Source organism: Kitasatospora gansuensis (assembly GCF_014203705.1).
GTDB classification, from domain to species: domain Bacteria; phylum Actinomycetota; class Actinomycetes; order Streptomycetales; family Streptomycetaceae; genus Kitasatospora; species Kitasatospora gansuensis.
The window spans coordinates 7,079,226-7,098,733 of sequence record NZ_JACHJR010000001.1 but is presented as its reverse complement, the minus strand read 5'-3'; the positions used below and the strand labels follow the sequence as shown (position 1 = coordinate 7,098,733).

At 71.4% G+C, this 19,508-nt stretch carries 16 protein-coding genes and 2 riboswitches; of the genes, 4 read left to right on the top strand and 12 right to left on the bottom strand.

Annotated features, from left to right (window positions below; genetic code table 11):
- Positions 1–84: 84 nt before the first annotated feature.
- Complete coding sequence (locus tag F4556_RS31985; protein ID WP_184922390.1) at positions 85–1,584, bottom strand: glutamate-cysteine ligase family protein; 1,500 nt, start codon at positions 1,582–1,584, stop codon at positions 85–87.
- Positions 1,585–1,919: 335 nt separating this feature from the next.
- On the opposite strand from F4556_RS31985, the gene F4556_RS31980 reads away from it, so the two are divergent.
- Both F4556_RS31980 and F4556_RS31975 read left to right on the top strand, forming a co-directional pair.
- Positions 1,920–2,474, top strand: coding sequence for a hypothetical protein (locus tag F4556_RS31980; protein WP_184922388.1), 555 nt, complete (start codon positions 1,920–1,922; stop codon positions 2,472–2,474).
- Positions 2,475–2,788: 314 nt separating this feature from the next.
- Positions 2,789–2,980: a DUF5999 family protein gene (locus tag F4556_RS31975; RefSeq protein ID WP_184922386.1), complete on the top strand. Its 192-nt coding sequence runs from the start codon at positions 2,789–2,791 to the stop codon at positions 2,978–2,980.
- Positions 2,981–3,037: 57 nt separating this feature from the next.
- Here F4556_RS31975 and gcvP read toward each other — a convergent pair whose 3' ends face one another.
- The gene (gene gcvP, locus F4556_RS31970) at positions 3,038–5,908 is read right to left on the bottom strand and encodes an aminomethyl-transferring glycine dehydrogenase (RefSeq protein WP_184922384.1); all 2,871 of its coding nucleotides are present in this window, start codon (positions 5,906–5,908) and stop codon (positions 3,038–3,040) included.
- A gap of 101 nt (positions 5,909–6,009) precedes the next feature.
- Positions 6,010–6,144, bottom strand: a riboswitch (glycine riboswitch).
- A gap of 1 nt (position 6,145) precedes the next feature.
- Positions 6,146–6,251: riboswitch (glycine riboswitch) on the bottom strand.
- 158 nt (positions 6,252–6,409) lie between these two features.
- Between gcvP and F4556_RS31965 the strand changes: the two genes are divergently transcribed.
- Both F4556_RS31965 and F4556_RS31960 read left to right on the top strand, forming a co-directional pair.
- On the top strand, positions 6,410–7,447 hold the full coding sequence (locus F4556_RS31965; RefSeq protein ID WP_184922382.1) for a DUF2382 domain-containing protein: 1,038 nt from the start codon (positions 6,410–6,412) through the stop codon (positions 7,445–7,447).
- Positions 7,448–7,583: 136 nt separating this feature from the next.
- Entirely contained in the window at positions 7,584–9,023 is a 1,440-nt protein-coding gene (locus F4556_RS31960) for an MFS transporter (protein WP_313068928.1), read from the top strand.
- Between the two features lie 144 nt (positions 9,024–9,167).
- Here the strand turns inward: F4556_RS31960 and F4556_RS31955 are convergent, their stop codons facing one another.
- From F4556_RS31955 to F4556_RS31910, 10 genes are all read right to left on the bottom strand, one after another.
- Positions 9,168–10,568, bottom strand: a complete 1,401-nt coding sequence (locus F4556_RS31955) for a DNA polymerase IV (RefSeq protein WP_184922380.1) — start codon at positions 10,566–10,568, stop codon at positions 9,168–9,170.
- Between the two features lie 81 nt (positions 10,569–10,649).
- The gene (locus tag F4556_RS31950) at positions 10,650–11,303 is read right to left on the bottom strand and encodes a SanA/YdcF family protein (protein ID WP_184922378.1); all 654 of its coding nucleotides are present in this window, start codon (positions 11,301–11,303) and stop codon (positions 10,650–10,652) included.
- A 43-nt stretch (positions 11,304–11,346) separates the two neighbouring features.
- Positions 11,347–12,024: a MerR family transcriptional regulator gene (locus F4556_RS31945; protein WP_184922377.1), complete on the bottom strand. Its 678-nt coding sequence runs from the start codon at positions 12,022–12,024 to the stop codon at positions 11,347–11,349.
- Positions 12,025–12,261: 237 nt separating this feature from the next.
- Complete coding sequence (locus F4556_RS31940; protein ID WP_184922375.1) at positions 12,262–12,732, bottom strand: bifunctional nuclease family protein; 471 nt, start codon at positions 12,730–12,732, stop codon at positions 12,262–12,264.
- Positions 12,733–12,784: 52 nt separating this feature from the next.
- The gene (gene ftsR / locus F4556_RS31935) at positions 12,785–13,495 is read right to left on the bottom strand and encodes a transcriptional regulator FtsR (RefSeq protein WP_184925518.1); all 711 of its coding nucleotides are present in this window, start codon (positions 13,493–13,495) and stop codon (positions 12,785–12,787) included.
- 89 nt (positions 13,496–13,584) lie between these two features.
- Complete coding sequence (locus F4556_RS31930) at positions 13,585–14,460, bottom strand: zinc-ribbon and FHA domain-containing protein (protein ID WP_376775760.1); 876 nt, start codon at positions 14,458–14,460, stop codon at positions 13,585–13,587.
- A gap of 181 nt (positions 14,461–14,641) precedes the next feature.
- Positions 14,642–15,436, bottom strand: coding sequence for a DUF881 domain-containing protein (locus tag F4556_RS31925; RefSeq protein ID WP_184922372.1), 795 nt, complete (start codon positions 15,434–15,436; stop codon positions 14,642–14,644).
- 9 nt (positions 15,437–15,445) lie between these two features.
- Positions 15,446–15,778 carry a small basic family protein gene (locus F4556_RS31920; RefSeq protein ID WP_057236160.1) on the bottom strand — a complete coding sequence of 111 codons (333 nt, stop codon included), beginning with the start codon at positions 15,776–15,778 and terminating at the stop codon, positions 15,446–15,448.
- Entirely contained in the window at positions 15,775–16,674 is a 900-nt protein-coding gene (locus tag F4556_RS31915) for a DUF881 domain-containing protein (protein WP_246511147.1), read from the bottom strand. The genes F4556_RS31920 and F4556_RS31915 overlap by 4 nt, the downstream gene beginning before the upstream one ends.
- Positions 16,675–16,816: 142 nt before the next feature.
- On the bottom strand, positions 16,817–19,312 hold the full coding sequence (locus tag F4556_RS31910; protein ID WP_184922368.1) for a mannose-1-phosphate guanyltransferase: 2,496 nt from the start codon (positions 19,310–19,312) through the stop codon (positions 16,817–16,819).
- Positions 19,313–19,508 lie beyond the last annotated feature (196 nt).

Here is a 19,508-nt window from a genome sequence, read left to right as displayed (position 1 = left end):
ATGTCTAAGGGCCCGAGGTGTACGCATCCCGGTGATCACATGACGAGGCGATGGCCAAGTTGTCTGAACAACCTGACGGTCCGTTCACCCCACCGGCCAGGTGTGCACGGGCTCGCCGCCGCGCATGTGCTCCAGGTAGCGCCGGGTCATCGCGGCGATCGCCGAGGAGCGGTCCATCCCGTACCGCTCGCGCAGCAGGTGCACCGTGGCCGCCTGCCAGGCGGCGCCGTTGGTGCGGCGCAGGCAGCGCTGCTCGATGATGCCGAGGTAGCGGTCCCGGTCACCCGGCTCGATGCCCCACTCGTCCAGACCCTGCCTGGCCATCGGCAGCAGCTCGTTCAGCACCAGTTCGGTGGCCGCCACCGGGACGGAGCCCCGGGCACCCCGGCCGGACTTCGGCCACTGCAGCACCGCATCGATGCCGTACCGGGCGGCGGTGTGGAAGTTCTCGTCCGCCTGGGCGAACGGCATCCTGGTCCAGATCGGCCGGGGCTGTTCGGCCAGTACCCGGACCAGGCCGTAGTAGAAGGCGGCGTTGGCCAGGGTGTCCACCACGGTCGGCCCGGCGGGCAGGCAGCGGTTCTCCACCCGCAGGTGCGGGACGCCGTCGGCGACGTCGTACACCGGGCGGTTCCAGCGGTAGATGGTGCCGTTGTGCAGGCGCATCTCGGCCAGTTTCGGGACGCCGCCGGAGGCCAGCACCTTGGCCGGGTCCTCGTCGTCGCAGATCGGCAGCAGCGGCGGGAAGTAGCGCTGGTTCTCCGCGAAGAGGTCGAGCGCGGAGTCCACCCAGCGCTCGCCGAACCAGGTGATCGGGCGCACGCCCTGTGCCTTGAGCTCCGCCGAACGGGTGTCGCAGGCCTGCTGGAACAGCACCGGCCTGGTCTCCCGCCAGAGCTCGCGGCCGAACAGGAACGGCGAGTTGGCGCCCAGGGCCAGCTGCACCGAGGCGATCGCCTGCGCCGCGTTCCAGACCGGGGCGAAGCGCTCCGGGGTGACCTGCAGGTGCAGCTGCAGCGAGGTGGCGGCGGCCTCGGCGACCATCGTGACCGACTCCACCTGGAGCCGCTCCACACCCTCGATGTCCAGCGCGATGTCCTCGCCGCGGGCGGCCAGTATCTGGTCGCTCAGCAGGGTGTACCGGTCGTTGTGGGACATCGCGTCCAGGCCGGTGTGGTCCAGGTCCAGGGTCGGCAGGATGCCCACCATCGCGATCCGGGCGCCCACCTCCTCGGCCTTCCGGTCGGCGTAGCGCAGCCCGGTGTCGATCTCCTCGCGCAGCTCGTCCAGCACGTGGCCGGTGAGCCGGCGGGCGGCGATGTTCAGCTCGATGTTGAACTGGCCCAGCTCGGTCTGGAAGTCACCGGAGGCGATCGAGGCCAGCACCTGCTCGTTGCGCATCACCGGGCGGCCGAGGTCGTCGGCCAGGTTGAGCTCGATCTCCAGGCCGACCATGGCCTTCGGCCGGTCGAAACGCCCCTCGCGCAGCATCCGCTCCAGCGCGTCCAGGCAGGACTGGAGCTTCCGGCGGTACAGCTGCCGATCGGACAGTTCCGCGCGCGTCGCCACGACCTTCTCGCCCATGGGTGCCCCTTCACCTAGGTCGACCGTCCCTGCATCATGCCCCGCCGGAAGATCCCTACCGCAGGCCCGAACAGAGCGGCCGAACAAGGTTGCTGACGGCACGTCAGCGAATTCCCGGCTTGCCATCGCGCACCGAACGTGATAAGAAGGTCACCCTGTGCACCTGTTCGAGTAGAATTCGCACAGCTCCTGCCCGGCGCCCGTCGCTCCCGAACCCTCGCGACGGGCCCGCACCCACGCCGCGATCATGCCCAACCGGACACGGCCAGGTTCCGTCAGCGCCACGCCGGTATGCCGCATTCGCACGCCGATCTAGCACGGAGAGGCGACCCGCCATGACCTTGCAGACGCCCCAGCCCCCGTTGAGCGCCCTGCGCGCCGTCCTCGGCGCACTGGATTCCGAAGCCGCGCTCAGCCCGCCCTCGGCCGCCGCCCTGCGCGGCGCCGAGCGGCTGCTACCCGCGCACCCGCTCGCGGTGCACGTGCTCGACGAGCCCGGTGCCGAGCTGGCCACCGCCCGCCGAACGGGCTGGCGGTTCCTGATCCGATCCGGCAACGAGACCGCCGCCGCGGCCGAGGTGCTGGAGTCGGCGGAAGGCCACACCTTCTCGCACTTCACCGCCGGCCCCTACCTGGACTCCACCCTGCGCGCGCTGCGCCAGGCCGGGCAGCTCGCCCTCGCCTCCCGGGCCAGGCACCAGCCCCGGCTGCTCTCCATGCCGGGGCACTACGCCACCGCGCTCTGGCTGCACCATCCCGAGCCGGGCCCCTCGGTCGACCTGCTGATCCCGCTCGCCCCGGCACCGCTCGGCATCACCGCGCACCGGGTCTACCCGGCCGGCGAGCTGCTCGCCCTGCTGGCCCGCCCACTGGCCCTCGACCGCGCCTGAGCACCACCCGAACGGGCCATCGCCGCCGTGCCGAACGGGCCGGTCGCCGATGGCCCGTTCAGTGCTGCCCGGCACCCGGTGCCATCTGAACGGGTGATCCCTGAGATCCAGTTGTGGCGCATGTCACGAAATCGCTGCGGGATGCCCTCGGTATGACGACACTGGGAACCGACGCGGGGGGCGACCTGTCCTACCCGTCGGAGCGCCGGTTCACACCTGGGCCGGGCAGGGGATCGGATCGACGGGGCGGGGCAACCCAGGGGCTGCTCGGACCAGGTCGGCCGGGTCGTAAGCAGCGAAGCGAGGGTACGAAGATGTGCCAGCACCGTCCTGAGTGTCCGTCAGCGGAGTCCACCGACCACGAGGCGGCCGTCACCGTCGCCTGCCACCCCGACCAGGGGTGGAGCCTGCTCTGCAACGGCGTCCTGCTGTTCGACGACACCGGCGAGCTGCTGCCCGACGGCCGGGTGGTGGCCCCGCGCCGCCCGCTGGCGATCGCCTCCTGACAAAGCAAAACACCAAGGCCCCCGACAGCGGCTGCTGTCGGGGGCCCCGGCGACGGCTCAGGAGCCGTACTCGTCCAGCGGCGGGCAGGAGCAGACCAGGTTGCGGTCGCCGTACGCGCCGTCGATCCGGCTCACCGGCGGCCAGTACTTGTCCGCCGGGTTCACGCCGGCCGGGAAGACGGCCTCCTGGCGCGAGTAGCCGTGGGTCCACTCACCGGCCATCGTGGCGGCGGTGTGCGGGGCGTTGCGCAGCGGGTTGTCGTCCGCCGCCCACTCGCCGTTGCCGACCTTCTCGATCTCCGCGCGGATCTCGATCATGGTCTCGCAGAACCGGTCGATCTCGCCCAGGTCCTCGGACTCGGTCGGCTCGATCATCAGGGTGCCGGCCACCGGGAAGGACATGGTCGGGGCGTGGAAGCCGTAGTCGATCAGGCGCTTGGCGATGTCGTCCACGGTCACCCCCGTCTCCTTGGTGAGCGGACGCAGGTCGATGATGCACTCGTGCGCGACCAGCCCGCCGGGGCCGGTGTAGAGCACCGGGAAGTGCGGGGCGAGCCGCTTGGCGATGTAGTTGGCGTTCAGCACCGCGACCTGGGTGGCGCGCTTGAGGCCCTCGCCGCCCATCAGCCGGACGTACGCCCAGGAGATCGGCAGGATCGCGGCCGAGCCCCACGGGGCGGCCGAGATCGGGCCGACACCGGTGGCCGGGCCCGCCTCGGACTGCAGCGGGTGGTTCGGCAGGTACGGCGCCAGGTGCGAGCGCACCGCGACCGGGCCGACGCCCGGGCCGCCGCCGCCGTGCGGGATGCAGAAGGTCTTGTGCAGGTTCAGGTGCGAGACGTCCGCGCCGAACTTGCCCGGCTTGGCCAGGCCGACCAGGGCGTTCAGGTTGGCGCCGTCCACGTACACCTGGCCGCCGGCCTCGTGCACGAGGGCGCAGATGGTGGTGATCTCGGTCTCGAACACGCCGTGGGTGGACGGGTAGGTGACCATCAGCACCGAGAGCTGGTCGCGGTGCTGCTCGATCTTGGCCTTGAGGTCCTCGACGTCCACGTCACCGTCGGTCAGGGTCTTCACCACGACCACCCGCATGCCGGCCATCACGGCGGAGGCCGCGTTGGTGCCGTGCGCGGAGGCCGGGATCAGGCAGACGTCGCGCTGGGTGTCACCGTTGGCCCGGTGGTAGGCGCGGACCGCCAGCAGACCGGCCAGCTCGCCCTGCGAACCGGCGTTCGGCTGGATGCTGACCGCGTCGTAGCCGGTCACCTCGACCAGCTGCTGCTCCAGCTGCCGGATCAGGGTCAGGAAGCCCGCGGCCTGGTCCACCGGGGCGAACGGGTGCAGCTGGCCGAACTCGGGCCAGGTCACCGGCTCCATCTCGGTGGTCGCGTTGAGCTTCATGGTGCAGGAGCCCAGCGGGATCATGCCGCGGTCCAGCGCGTAGTCCCGGTCGGCGAGGCGGCGCAGGTAGCGCAGCATCGCGGTCTCCGAGCGGTGGCTGTGGAAGACCGGGTGGGTCAGGTACTCGTCCTCGCGCAGCAGGGCGGCGGGCAGCGCGTCGGCGGCCTCGGCGACCTCGGCGGTGACGCCGAAGGCGGCCCAGACGGCGGCCAGGTGCTCCCGGGTGGTGGTCTCGTCACAGGAGATCGAGACCAGGTCCTCGGACGCCTGGAAGACGTTCACGCCGTTCTCGCGGGCGGCGGCGACCACTGCGGCGGCCCGGCCCGGCACCTTGGCGGTGACGGTGTCGAAGAACTGACCGGTGGTCAGCTCGACGCCGCCCGCGCGCAGGCCCTCGGCCAGCGCGGCGGCGTAGCGGTGGGTCCGGCGGGCGATGTCGGCCAGGCCGTCCGGGCCGTGGTAGACCGCGTACATCGAGGCCATCACGGCCAGCAGCACCTGGGCGGTGCAGATGTTGGAGGTGGCCTTCTCGCGGCGGATGTGCTGCTCACGGGTCTGCAGCGCCAGCCGGTACGCGCGGTTGCCGTCGGCGTCCACCGAGACACCGACCAGGCGGCCGGGCAGGCTGCGGGCGTACGCGGCGCGGACCGCCAGGTAGCCGGCGTGCGGGCCGCCGAAGCCCATCGGGACACCGAAGCGCTGCGAGGTGCCGCAGGCGATGTCGGCGCCGAGCGAGCCCGGCGACTTGAGCAGGGTGAGCGCCAGCAGGTCGGCGGCGACCGCGACGATCGCGCCCAGGCCGTGCGCCTGCTCGATCACCGGGGCCAGGTCGCGGACCGCGCCGGAGGCTCCGGGGTACTGGAGCAGCACACCGAAGACGCCGCGCTCGGCCACCTCGGCCGGGATGCCCTCGGACAGGTCGGCGACGACCACCTCGACCCCGGTCGGCTCGGCCCGGGTCTGGATCACCGCGATGGTCTGCGGCAGGGTGTCGGCGTCGACCAGGAAGACCCCGCCCTTGACCTTGCCGACCCGGCGGGCCAGCGCCATCGCCTCGGCGGCGGCCGTGCCCTCGTCGAGCAGCGAGGAGCCGGAGGTGTCCAGGCCGGTCAGGTCGGCGACCACGGTCTGGAAGTTGATCAGGGCCTCCAGCCGGCCCTGCGAGATCTCCGGCTGGTACGGCGTGTAGGCGGTGTACCAGGCCGGGTTCTCCAGCACGTTGCGCAGGATCACCGGCGGGGTGAAGGTGCCGTAGTAGCCCAGGCCGATCATCGGCTGGAGCACCTGGTTGTGGTCCGCCAGCTCGCGCAGCTCGGCGAGCACCTGCGCCTCGCTGCGGCCGGCCGGGAGGCCGAGCGCGGTCAGGCTCTTGATCGCGTCCGGCACGGCGGCGTCGGACAGCTCGTCCAGCGAGCCGTACCCGACCTGCGCCAGCATCTTCTCCTGGGCGGCGGCGTCGGGGCCGATGTGACGGTTCTCGAAGGGGCTTGACTGCTCAAGCTCGGTGAGGGTCGGCTGGGCATTCATGGGGTCGAGGCCTCCTGGTCACGGACCGGCGGGGGCACGCACGCCGGACGGCAACACCACTGTGGGACAGCGGAGCCGGGGACGAACGAGCCCGTCAGGCCTCCCCCTCTGTCATCGATACCTGAGAGCTTCGCCCGCACGCGGCGGCCCGAGGGTCGCACGCCGGCTTGCACCGTCGGTGAGGGTGGGGTCCGTCGGCTCCCTCGCCGTCGGTCCTGCCCTGCTTTCCAGAGTGACCTACCCCGCACGGTACGGATGCCTGAGAGATTCCGGGGAGGGTTTGCTCCTTCGGCGTCCCCGTGACACCACGTGAGCGGTGCGGGGACTCTCCCGAGCGGGCTCGGCAGTCGGGGCCCAGGGTACCAGCGGAGCGCCGGTTGATCACGGGTGCCCTGGGTCACCCCACTGCCCCGGACGGGTGCGTCCGGCTCGCGATCGCCCGTTTGATGGCTTTTCGTGTGAAGTGCGGCCGTCCAGCTCCTTCGGCCGTCCCCTGACGGTGTGTCAACGGGGCTTTCGTACCTGCTGGAGGACAGCGTGCAGACCGACATCGACCCGCGAGACCTGATCGGCCACAAGGCGGTCGACCGGAACGGCGACAAGATCGGCACGGTCGACGAGGTCTACCTGGACGACGCGACCGGCGAGCCCGAGTGGGCCGCCGTCCGCACCGGGATCTTCGGCCGGGACGCCTTCGTCCCGCTCACCACCAGCGAGTTCTCCGGGGACGAGCTCAAGGTGCCGTACGACAAGTCGCTGATCAAGGACTCCCCCGACTTCGGGGTCGGCCAGCACCTCTCCCCCGCCCAGGAGCTCCAGCTCTACCGCTACTACGGCCTGGACGCGGGCGGTGCCGTTCCCCCGGCCGCGGTCGGCAATGGCTCGGGGTCCGGCAAGGACCTCGATTTCGGCACCCTCAGCAAGGAAACCAGCATGAACGCTTCACCCGCCGCCCCGACCGTGGCGGCCGCCCCGATGGCCTTCACCGCCGCCCCCGCGGCCCCGGCCGCCAAGCCGCAGCCGACCACCGTCGCGCCGCCGGCCACCACCGCCACCGACGACCCGACCGTGCCCGGCAACGCGCCGGCCGGGCCGGTGGAGATCACCTGCCGCGAGGAGCGGCTGGACGTCACCACCGAGTGGCACGTGCTGGGGACGGCGAAGCTGCGCAAGTACGTCACCTCCGAGGCGGTCGAGCGGAAGGTGCCGGTGGTGAAGGAGCGGGTCCGGGTGGAGCGGGTGCCGGTCACCGAGTCCGAGCGGGCCGCACTCAGCGAGCAGGAGATCGCCGAGGCGGTCGAGGAGGTGACGCTCCGGGAGGAGCGCCCGGTGGTGCGCAAGTACCTGGCACCGGTCGAGCGGGTCCGCCTGGTGGTCGAGCGGTTCACCGAGGAGGCGGTGATCCGCGAGGAGCTGCGCCGCGAGCAGGTGGAGATCCACGACGACACCACCAACCCGGCCCCCGCACCCGCCGCGACACCGGCTCCGGCGTCCTCGAACGGCACCCAGCTGCGCCCGGAGCCGCTCCGTCCGTCCTGACGCCCCGCCACTTTGCCAAAGCTTCACCAAGCAATATTTGACAGAGTGAAGTATCTGCCGCCATCGTTACTTCAGTTCGTTTACTTTCGTCCACCTGAAGCTCTTCGCACGGGTGGCCCGAACTGGAGGAAATTCCGTGAGGCCGAGCAGCGCGCGCGTGCTCCCCGCCCTGGTGTTGGCGATGCTGGCGTTCAGCGTGGTGCAGACCGCGGTCGTCCCGATCCTGCCTTCCCTGGCCAAGGAACTGGACGTCTCCGGTTCGAACATCACCTGGCTGATGACAGCGAACCTGCTGTCCGCCGCCGTACTGACCCCGCTGCTCGGCCGCTTCGGCGACCTGCGCGGCCGCAAGCCGATGCTGCTGGTCTCGCTCGGCGGCCTGGTCGCCGGGTCCGCCCTGGCGGTCGGCACCCACTCGTTCACCTGGCTGGTGGTCGCCCGCGTCCTGCAGGGCGCGGGCGGCGGGGTGCTCCCGCTGGCGATCAGCATCGTCCGGGACGAGCTCCCCAAGGAGAAGGTCACCGGCGGCGTGGCGCTGATCAGCGCCTCGATGGGCGTCGGCAGCGGCCTCGGCCTGGTCGCCACCGGCCTGCTGCTGGAGCACTGGAACTACAAGTCGATCTTCTGGATGGGCCTGGCCTTCGGCCTGCTGGCCGTCGTCCTGGTGATCTTCCGGGTCCCGACCGACCCGGTGACCGACAAGAACGGCGGCGCCGACCCGCTCGGCGCGCTCACCCTGGCCGGCTGGCTCTGCGCCCTGCTGGTCGCGGTCAGCCAGGGCAACACCTGGGGCTGGACCTCCACCCGCACCCTCGGCCTGTTCGCCGTCGCCGCGGTGGTCGCGCTGATCTGGGGCATCATCGAGGTCAAGGTCGCCCACCCGCTGGTCGACATGAAGATGATGGCCCGTCCGGCCGTCGCCTTCACCAACCTCTCCGGGCTGCTGATCGGCTTCGGCATGTACGGCTCGTTCATGGTGATCAGCAACTTCGCCCAGACCCCCGAGAAGATCGCGCACTACGGCTTCACCGCCAGCGTGCTGCACGCCGGTGTGATGCTGCTGCCCTCCGCCATCGGCTCGATGGTCGCCGCCCCGGTCGGCGCGCTGCTGATCGCCCGTCGCGGGCCCCGGCTGCCGCTGGTGCTCGGCGGCCTGCTCGGCGCCACCGGCATGGTCTACCTGGCGCTCCGGCACGGCGCCGAGGGTGACATCTACCTCTCCTCGGCCATCTTCGGTCTCGGCGTCGGCCTGGCCTACGCCGCGATGCCGGCCTACATCAACGGCGCCGTCCCGGTCGAGCAGTCCGGCATCGCCAACGGCATGAACGCCGTGCTGCGCACCGTCGGTGGCGCCATCGGCACCGCCGTGATGGGCGCCATCCTGACCGGTGACCTGATCCCGAACCTGCCGGTCCCGCTGCCCACCCTGGACGCCTACCAGCACGCCTTCTGGGTGGCCGGCGTGATGTGCCTGGTGGCCGCCGTGGTGCCGTTCGCGATCCGCCGGATCAAGACCGCTCCCGCCCCGGTCGAGGCTGCTGCCGCCGCCCCGGAGCTGGTGAAGACCGACGCCTGACGGCGTCCGGCCGCGCGCTCAGGGACGGGTCGCGCGGCCGCCGGGCCCACGGCGGTACGTGAGGGCATCACGACCGCACACCGGGCCCGGCCGGAAGATCGGCCCCCGCACCGCTGGACACGGTGCGGGGGCCGCTCCCGTTTCTCAGTCCTCGTCCTCCTCGTCCGGGAGCACCATCCCCGGCCGGAGCGGCTGCGGCCGGGACGGCGTCAGCTCCGGGTCGTCCACCGCGAAGGTGCGGACCCGGCCGATCTCGCTCTGCGGGGTCTCGAACCGCACCGTGACCCGGCCGACCCCGCTGCCCTGCACCCACCCGGGGCCGAGCTGAGCGTGCGTCACATCCTGGCCGGGGCGCCAGTGCCGGATCTCCTCCACCACCGGCGCCGGCTCGGCCATGACCTCCTCCAGCACCTCCTGCGCGGCGGCCCGTTCGGCCCGCTCGGCCTGCTCCGCCTGGGCGAACAGGTCCTCCTGGGTGAAGTCGGCCAGCTGCGACACCCCGACCCCGAGCAGTCGGACGCCACCGGTGATGTCCACCTGCAGCGCCAGCCGCCGGGCCGTCTCGGCGATCACCGTCTCGTCGTCGGTGGGCGCCCGCAGCGTCTCCGAGCGGGTCAGGGTGGAGAAGTCGAAGCGCCGCACCTTGAGCACCACCGTCCGCCCCGAGCGGCCGCTGGCGTGCAGGCGGCGGACACAACGGGCCGTCAGCACGTCGATCTCCTGCAGCACCCGCCCCCGGTCCAGCAGGTCCACCTCGAAGGTGTCCTCGACCGAGACCGACTTGGCGTCCCGGTCCGGCACCACGGGGCGGTCGTCCTGACCGGTCGACATCTGGAACACGCCGAGGCCGTGCGAGCGCCCGAGCAGCTGGACCAGCTCCGCCTCCCCCGCCGCCGTCAGGTCCGCCACCTTCTCCAGGCCGACCCGGCGCAGCACCTGCTCGGTGGCCGGGCCGACCCCGGGCAGCGCCCGGACCGGCATGGTGGCCAGCACCGCCCGCTCCTGCCCGGCCTCGACCAGCACCAGCCCGTCCGGCTTGGCCTGCTCGGAGGCGATCTTCGCCATCAGCTTGGAGGTGGCCAGACCGACCGAGGCGGTCAGGCCCGTCCGCTCGGTGATGTCCGCCCGCAGGTCGGCCGCGATCGCCACGATCAGCTCCGGCGCCGCCACCGGCCCGGCCGCCGCCAGCGACGGACCGTACGGGCCCTCCTCCAAGTCCACGAAAGCCTCGTCCAGGCTGAGCGGCTCGACCAGCGGGGAGAGCTCCCGCAGCAGCCCCATCACCAGCTCGCTGACCTGCCGGTAGGCCTCGAACCGGCCGGTCAGGAAGGCCGCGTTCGGACAGAGCCGCCGGGCCTGGGCCATCGGCATCGCCGAGTGGACGCCGAACTTCCTGGCCTCGTACGAGGCGGTGGAGACCACGCCCCGGCCGCCCAGCCCGCCGACGATCACCGGCTTCCCGCGCAGGCTCGGCTTGGCCGCCTGCTCCACCGCCGCGAAGAAGGCGTCCATGTCGAGGTGGAGGATGCTCGGCACTGACCGCACCTGCCGATCATCCCGCAGGGGTACGACAGTTTCCGGGTGATCCGGTCCCGCTGTGTCAGGTACCGCGTGTCAGGTGCCGCCTCAGTGCGCGGCGTCCGCCAGCGCCCGGCCGAGGCCGTGCTCCTTCTCCCCGAGGAAGGTCGGGTCCGGCTCGAACAGCGCGTCCAGCGCCGCCTTGCCCGCACCGGGTATCTCCCGCAGGCCGCCGTAGTACCAGGTACTGTCCGTGGGTTCGTCCACCCCGACCGCGTACGAGTCGATGCCCGCCGCCTGACAGAGCGCCAGCGCCCGGCGGACGTGGAAGGTCTGACTGATCAGCACCGCCCGCTCCACCCCGAAGACCTTCTGCGCCCGGGTGCAGGAGTCCCAGGTGTCGAAGCCGGCGTAGTCCTCCACCACCCGCACCGCGGGCACCCCGTGCTCGACCAGGTAGTCGTGCATCGCGTCGGTCTCGTCGTACTCGGTCCGGCTGTTGTCGCCGGTCACCAGGACGGCCTGCACCCGGTGGTCCTGATAGAGCGTCACCGCGGCGTCCAGCCGGTGCGCCAGGTAGGGCGAGGGCTTGCCGTCGAACAGCCCGGCCCCGAAGACCACCGCCACCGGGGCACTGGGCGCCTGTGCCACCGTGCCGACCCGGTCGCCCGCGCCGAGCCACAGCCAGGTCATCGGCGCCAGTGCCACCGCGCTCGCCGCCACCGCGGCCTGGAACAGCCGCCGCTGGACCACTCGACGCATCGTGCCTCCCCTTGATCCTTCTTCCGGGGAGAGCGACGCGCGGTCAGCCCGCGCGGTTGCGCCGCTGGGCCAGCTCGTCGGCCGGGTCCTGGCCGACCAGGGTCTCACCGGTGTCGGTGCGCTCGGCGTGCAGCCGGCTCAGCGCCGTCTCCAGCTCCCGCCAGACCGCGCCCACCGCGATCCCGAAGACACCCTGACCACCCTTCAGCAGATCGACCACCTGCTGCGGCGAGGTGCACTCGTAGACGGTGGCGCCATCGGACATCAGGGTCAGCCCGGTCAGGTCCTCGGCCTCGGTGCCGCGCAGGTGGCCGACCGCCACCCGGATGTTCTGCAGCGACACCCCGGTGTCCAGCAGCTTCTTGACGATCTTCAGCAGCAGGATGTCGCGGAAGCTGTACAGCCGCTGCGAGTTGGCCGGGTAGGCCGTCCGCACGCTCGGCTCCAGCAGGCCCGTCCGGGCCCAGTAGTCCAGCTGACGGTAGGTGATGCCGGCCGCCGCACAGGCCGTCGGGCCCCGGTAGCCGACCAGTGCCGAGGTCGGCGGGAGCCGCTCGATCGCGGGCTGGCCCGCCTGCACGGCCGGGAAGCGGCCGACCCTCGGCAGCTCCGACTCGGCCCCGACACCCTCGCGGGTCCGCTCCAGCACACTGCGCGCGGAGCGCGGGACGTGCACGGAGCACTGGCCTCCGACGGCTGCTTCGTCGCCCATGCCGCTCATGCCTACCTCCGTCCGCTCGTCCTGATGCCCCGTTCGGCCCCCGGAAGGCGTAACCGACCGGAGCCACTCCTGACGGTAAGCAGTCGCCCCGGACCCGTCAACGATCGCCACGCCGGGCTCCGGTGACAATGTCACCCGGCCGAGTGGTTTTTCGTGCCCCTAGTGTGGGTATGCGAACGCCCTTTGGCAAAACTGGATTTGCGAACGGACGGCGTGGCGGACTACTGCCACCCCCGACTACTGCTGGCCGCCGAAGTCCTCCGGCGAGATCTGGTCGAGGAACTCGCGGAACTTCTCCACCTCGTCCTCCTGCTCGTCCGGGATCGCGATGCCCGCCTCGGCGAGCACCTCCTCGGCCCCGAAGATCGGCGTACCGGTGCGCAGCGCCAGCGCTATCGCATCGGACGGCCGGGCACTCACCTCGACCCCGCCGGAGAAGACCAGCTCGGCGTAGAAGACCCCGTCCCGCAGATCGCTGATCCGCACCTCGGTGAGCTGCTGGCCGAGCGCCTCCAGCACGTCCTTGAACAGGTCGTGGGTCAGCGGCCGTACCGGCGTCATGCCCTGCTGGGCGAAGGCGATCGCCGTCGCCTCACCAGGACCGATCCAGATCGGCAGGTACCGATCGCCCCCTACCTCCCGAAGCAGCACGATCGGCTGATTGGAAGGCATCTCCACCCTGACACCCACGACGTCGAGCTCATTCACATCGCAACCCTATGACCCCTGCCTCGGATATGAAAGCGCAGCCGGTCAGACCCTACGCCCGCGAACGCAGTCCAGCCTGCACCATAGCCGCGTGCAGGCGGACCGAAAGGGTCGCCAGCTCGCGCGCGGTGGCCTCGGCGTGGGCCCGGGTCTGCGGGTTGCGGTGCCGCCGCAGCGGGGCCACCACCTGGTCGATCAGGGCCACCTCGCGCTCGGCCCCGGCCTTCATCGCCCGCAGGTGCCGCGGCTCCAGGCCGAACCGGCCCAGCTCCGCCACCAACCGGGCGACCTGCAGCGCCTCGCCGTCGTACCCGCCGTCCGGACCGGCCGAGACCAGCCCGTACGACTCCCACTCGACCAGCTCGGCCTCGCCGGCCTCGGCCGCCGCCAGCAGCTCGGAGCGGCCCAGCCGCACCCCGCCGCCCGGATTGGCCACCAGCTCGCGGTCCGCCTCCTCCAGCGGCCCGGGCCGGTTGTCGGGCGCGGGCAGCGCCGGCGGCGCCTCACCGCGCTCGATCGCGTCCAGGTGCTCCCGGATCACCCGCAGCGGCAGGTAGTGGTCCCGCTGCATCCGCAGCACGTACGCCAGCCGGTCCAGGTCGGCGGAGCTGAACTTGCGGTAGCCCGAGGGGGTCCGCTGCGGCTCCACCAAGCCCTCCGCCTCCAGGAAGCGGATCTTCGAGATGGTGACCTCGGGGAAGTCGTCCCGGAGGAACGTCAGCACCGCACCGATGCTGAGCAGTTCGTCACCACGCCGCCGCACCTCACCCGCCCGGCGCGAGCCGGGGACGGGCGAGTGCTCGACGGTGCTGGGGGTGTGCGCGGTCACTCGGGCTCCTGCCGACGTTGGGTTCAGTACCCCCGCTGGTGGCTGGCGAAGAAGACCAGCCGGTACTTGCCGATCTGCACCTCGTCGCCGTTGTTGAGCTGCACCTCGTCGATCCGCTCCCGGTTGACGTAGGTGCCGTTCAGGCTGCCCACATCGGCCACCGAGAAGCCACCCGGACGGCGCCGGAACTCCACGTGCCGACGGGAGACCGTGACGTCGTCCAGGAAGATGTCACCCTCGGGGTGACGCCCGGCCGTGGTCACGTCCGCGTCCAGCAGGAAGCGGCTGCCCGAGTTCGGGCCGCGCTGCACGATCAGCAGGGCCGAGCCCGGCGGCAGCGCGTCGATCGCCGACAGCACCTCGGCCGACAGCGCCGGAGTGGTGCCCGTGCCGGTGGTGGTGTTGGGGTCGTACGACTCCAGGCCGGAGATCGAGATGGTCGAGGTGGTCTCGGCCGCGCCCTCGGGCAGCTGCCCGCCGCGCAGCGCCGTGCCGCAGTTCGAACAGAAGCGTGCCGTGGCCGGGTTCTGGTTCCCGCACCGGAGGCACGGAGTCAAACCACCGGCCATCTGCGCTGCCTCCTGGTGCGGCACACCCGGCAGGGTGTGATCGGCATAGGGGTTCTCCTGGGCGAACCCTCCACCAGAGGTTGAGGGTCCCGACTGGAAACCTATGCGCGGAGCGCCGGAAGCGTCGGCCGACGCGCCGTAGCCCGCCGGATTCGCCGGCGCCTGGCCACCCTCGCGGTACAGCGGACGCTCGGCGTACTGCGCCTGGTCGGGCGCGGGCCGCATGCCGGGCACGGCGGACTCGTCCGCGCGGCGGTGTCGCGCGGTCGGCTCCTCGACCGCCGCGGTGCGGCGGTTGGAACGGCCGAACAGCTTCGAGAACAGACTCACGGGCGAATCCCCTTGCGTGTGACAGACCCGCCCGCGGGGCAGGGTGTGAGGCTCGGACAGGCGGTCGGCCGGACTGGCGGCCGTGATCGGACGAGCGGTACGTCCCAGTGTCCCCGACGCCGGAGCGAACGATCGCACCGGGGGCGGCCGGAAACTGACGGACCGTACGGAGGTCGGGCCGTCACTTCGCCGCCGGCTTGGCGTACTGAGGCACCGTCGGAGCGGCCAGGGCGTCCACGACGACCTTCTGCTCCTGGGTGATGGTGGCGCGTGCCTGCTGCTTCTCCAGGCTGCGCACCACGCCGCCCGGGATGTTCAGCGCGGGTGTCAGGTCCTGCGGATTCCCCACCACCGTGAACCGGAACGGCGCCGACACGTTCTTGCCGTCGACCTGCACGCCCGCGTCCGTGTCGGTGAAGTAGGTGCCCGCCACCACTCGCACGTCGTTGATCTGAATCGCCTCCGCCCCCGCGGCTCGGAGTTCCTGCAGGGTGTCCAGCAGCATATCCGCCTTCACCTGCCGTTGGGGATCGTCGATCGTCAGTACGATCCCCGGGCCGGTGGCCCGGACCGTACCGGCCAGCACCCCGAGCTCCGTCGCCTTCTTCCTGGTCTGCTCCTGGGCCTCCTTGGCCTGGTTGGAGCTGTTCTCCAACTGCGCCAGGGACTGTTCCAGTTGCGTCTTCTCCTGAAGGAGACGCTGCTGACGGCTGTCCAGTTCGTCGAGGATCCGGACCAAGTCCTCCTGCCGCGCACCGCGCAGCTGGTTGTGGTCGTTGGTCGACCGCACCTGCACCGCCAGCGCGAAGCCGAGCACCATCAGCAGCGTCGCCACCACGACCTGCCCCCGGGACAGCCGGGGCGGCCAGAGCGCCACGGCCAGCCGACGACGCGGGTTGCCGGTGGGCTCCACCGGCTTGGCTGTTTCGTCCTGCTCCGGCTGTTCTTCCTGCTCCGGCTGTTCTTCCGCCGCCATCGTTCCTCCTCAGGCCCGGAACACGTGCCGGCGAATGGCCGCCGCGTTGGAGAAGATCCGGATGCCGAGCACCACCACCACGCCGGTGGACAGCTGCGACCCGACGCCCAGCTGGTCGCCCAGGTAGACGATCAGCGCCGCCACCACCACGTTGGAGAGGAACGAGACCACGAACACCTTGTCGTCGAAGATGCCGTCCAGCATCGCCCGGACACCACCGAAGACCGCGTCCAGCGCCGCCACCACCGCGATCGGCAGGTACGGCACCACGGCGTCCGGCACCTCGGGCTGGACGATCAGACCGACGACCACGCCGATCACGAGACCCAGAACGGCAATCACGGTGTAGCTGCTCCTGAGGTGTCGGGCTGCGCGTACCGCAGCGTGATGCCGAGCGCGCCCGGCACGGTCAGCTTCTTCTGGACGGTCAGGGTCGACTTGATGCCGTACCCGTCCTGGATCAGCTTGAGATAGCGCCCCGCCTCGCCGTCCTGGAAGGTCTGGGCGAACTTCGCGCCGTTGCCGATCGCCAGCACGGTGTACGGCGGAACCAGCGGCCGGTTGTCCACCAGCACCGCGTCACCGGCCGCCCGGATCGCGGAGAGCTCGGTCAATCGCTGCCCGTTCACCGAGACCGCCTCGGCCCCGGCCCGCCACAGGCCGTTGACGACCAGTTGGATGTCACGGTCCTTCAGCCGCCCGGTGTTCGAGAAGCCGTCCGCCTCGCGGGGGTTGGAGACCGAGCCGCCCGCGCCCGTACCGGACGCGTCCTCCAGCAGCAGCTTCACCCCCGGGCCGCTGACCGCGGCGGTGCCCGCCCGGCCAGCGAGCTGCGCCAGCGCGTCGTTGCCGTCGGCCTGCAGCGCCTGGCTCTGCGCCCGGTCGACCTTGCCACGCAGGTCCTGGATCTGCTGCTGGAGGTGGTCGGTGTTGCCGTTCGCGTCCTTGACCCGCTGCACCAGGGCGTCCCGCTCCTTGGCCAGGGTCGGCGCCGCCTGGCGCGAGGTGACCGCACCGACCGTCACCACCGTGGTGGCGAGCGCCAGGCCGAGCGCGAGCACGGCCTTTCCCTTGAGCGCGGTCGGCATCCGGCGCGGGCCCTCGCCCGCGCGGGCCTTGGCCGCCTCGGCGTAGCCCTCGTCCAGTCCGTGATCCATCACGCTGGTCAGCAGGGACATCGAGGCGTCCGGGCGGGAGTAGCGTCCGTCCCGGTCACTCGGCGTCGGCGATGCTGGCATGCGGAACATCGTCCCATGTCGCGGGGGACGGCCATGCACTCCCCCCGCCGTACACGCGCCGAATGACCACCCGATCGTGATCGTCCGGTCCCGGGAACGCGAACGGGGCGGGTGGCCGCAGCCACCCGCCCCGAGCTTTCCGCTACCGGCCGGCGCCGTCCACCACGGCCGCCCACTCGTCCAGCAACAGCTGGGTGGCCTCGTCGTCCGGGCCCTCGGCCCACAGGTGGGTGACCGCCTCGGCCGGGTCGGGGAGCACCAGCGTCCACCGCCCGTCCGGCTCGACCACCCGGACGCCGTCGGTGGTGTCCAGCCGCCGGCTGCCCGCCGCCTCGACCACCGAACGCATCACCATGCCCTTGGCCGCCCACGGCGTCGCGATGTCCCGGCGCTGGATGTGCGCCTGCGGGATCCGGGCGTCGATCTGGCTGAGCGTCAGCTGCGTCCTGGCCACCAGGCCGACCAGCCGGACGAAGGCCGCCGCGCCGTCCAGCACCCCGCTGAACTCCGGCACGATGAAGCCGCCGCGCCCGTCACCGCCGAACACCGTGCCCTCCGCCGAGGCCGCCTTGGCCAGGTCGTCCGGCGAGGTGCTGGTCCAGGTGACCTGGGTGCCGTGGTACGCCGCGACCTGCTCGGCGATCCGCGTCGTCGTCACCGGCAGCGCCACCTGCCCGCTCCGGCGCTCGGCCGCGACCAGGTCCAGCAGCACCAGCAGCGCCCGGTCGTCCCCGATCACCCGCCCCAGCTCGTCCACGAAGGAGACCCGCTCCCCGACCGGGTCGAACCGCACCCCGAACGCCGCCCGCGAGGAAGCCACCAGCTCGCCCAGCCGGGCCAGCCCGGCCCGCCGCGACTCGGCGTCCTCGGTCGGCCGCGCCTCGTCCAGGCCGCCGCTGACGGTCAGCGCCTCGACCCCGAGCCGGCCCAGGATGCTCGGCAGCACCAGCCCGGCACTGCCGTGCGCGGCGTCCACCACCACCTTGAGCCCGGCCTCCCGGACCCCCGTGGTGTCGACCGCCCGCAGCAGATTACCCGCGTACGAGTCGAAGACGCTGCCCGGGTGCGACAGGTCCCCGATCTCCCCGGGGAACGCCCGCCGGTACTCCTGCCGGGCGTAGACCCGGTCCAGCTTGCGCTGCCCGGCCTGCGACAGGTCGGCACCGCGCTCATCGAAGAACAGGATGTCCAGCGAATCCGGCACCCCCGGCGAGGTGCGCAGGAAGATCCCGCCCGCACTGCCCCTGGCGGTGTGCTGACGCGCCACCGGCAGCGGCACGTTCTCCAGGTCGCGGACGTCGATCGCACTGGTCTGCAGCGCCGAGATCATCGCCCGCTTGAGCGCCCGCGCACCACGCGAGTGGTCACGCGCGATGGTGACGGTGGCCCCCTTCTTCAACGTGGTGGCGTACGCACCGGCCAGCTTGACCGCGAGCTCAGGGGTGATCTCGACGTTCAGGATGCCGGAGACGCCGCGCACCCCGAACAGGTGCTCCTGGCCCCGCGACTCCCAGATCACCGAGGTGTTGACGAAGGCCCCGGCCTCGATCGTCTTGAACGGGTAGACCCGGACGTTGCCCGAGATGATCGACTCCTCGCCGATCAGGCACTCGTCACCGATCACCGCCCCGTCCTCGATCCGGGCGGCCCGCATCACATCGGTGTTCTTGCCGACCACGCAGCCGCGCAGGTTGCACTGCGGCCCGATGTACACGTTGTCGTGGATCACCGCCTTGTGCAGGAACGCACCGCGCTTGACGACCACGTTGCTGCCCAGCACGGTGTGCTCGCGCAGCTCCACCCCGGCCTCGACCTTGGCGTAGTCCCCGATGTACAGCGGCCCGCGCAGGATCGCCTCGGGGTCCACCTCCGCGCCCTCGGCGATCCAGACCCCCGGGGAGATCTCGAAGCCGTCCAGCTCGACGTCGACCTTGCCCTCCAGGACGTCGGCCTGCGCCTTGCCGTAGCTCTCGTGGGTGCCCACGTCCTCCCAGTAGCCCTCGGCGACGTACCCGAAGACCGGCTTGCCCTCCTTGAGCAACTGCGGGAACACATCGCTCGACCAGTCCACCGACTCGCCCGCGGCGACGTAGTCGAAGACCTCCGGCTCCATCACGTAGATACCGGTGTTCACGGTGTCCGAGAAGACCTGACCCCAGGTCGGCTTCTCCAGGAACCGCTCCACCCGGCCCTCGTCGTCGGTGATGGTGATCCCGAACTCCAGCGGATTGGGCACCCGGGTCAGACAGACCGTCACCAGCGCACCCTTGCGCCGGTGGAACGCGATCAGGTCGGTGAGGTCGAAGTCGGTCAGCGCGTCACCGGAGATCACCAGAAAGGAGTCGTCCCGGAGCGCGTCCTCCGCGTTCTTGACGCTGCCCGCCGTACCGAGCGGGGTCTCCTCGTTCGCATAGGTGAGGTGCATGCCCAGCTCTTCGCCGTCACCGAAGTAGTTCTTCACCAGCGAGGCGAGGAACTGGACGGTGACCACGGTGTCGGTGAGGCCGTGACGCTTCAGCAGCCTCAGCACATGCTCCATGATCGGGCGGTTCGCCACCGGTAGCAGTGGTTTGGGCATGCTCGAGGTCATCGGGCGAAGGCGAGTTCCCTCGCCCCCTGCCATCACAACGGCTTTCATATCGGGTGCGTCCTCCTTCGCGGCTCTGGAATGCCCCTGCACGGGGTTCCATCAAACCGTTCCGAAGGCATCTCTACCCGGTAACCCCCTCCCGACGCACCGATGGGGCGTGGGACTCGTCTCGTCCCACGCCCCATCAGGGGGTGTGTGCTGCGCGCTAAGGGCACGCAAAGGGTGCCCTACGGGTACCGGCAGG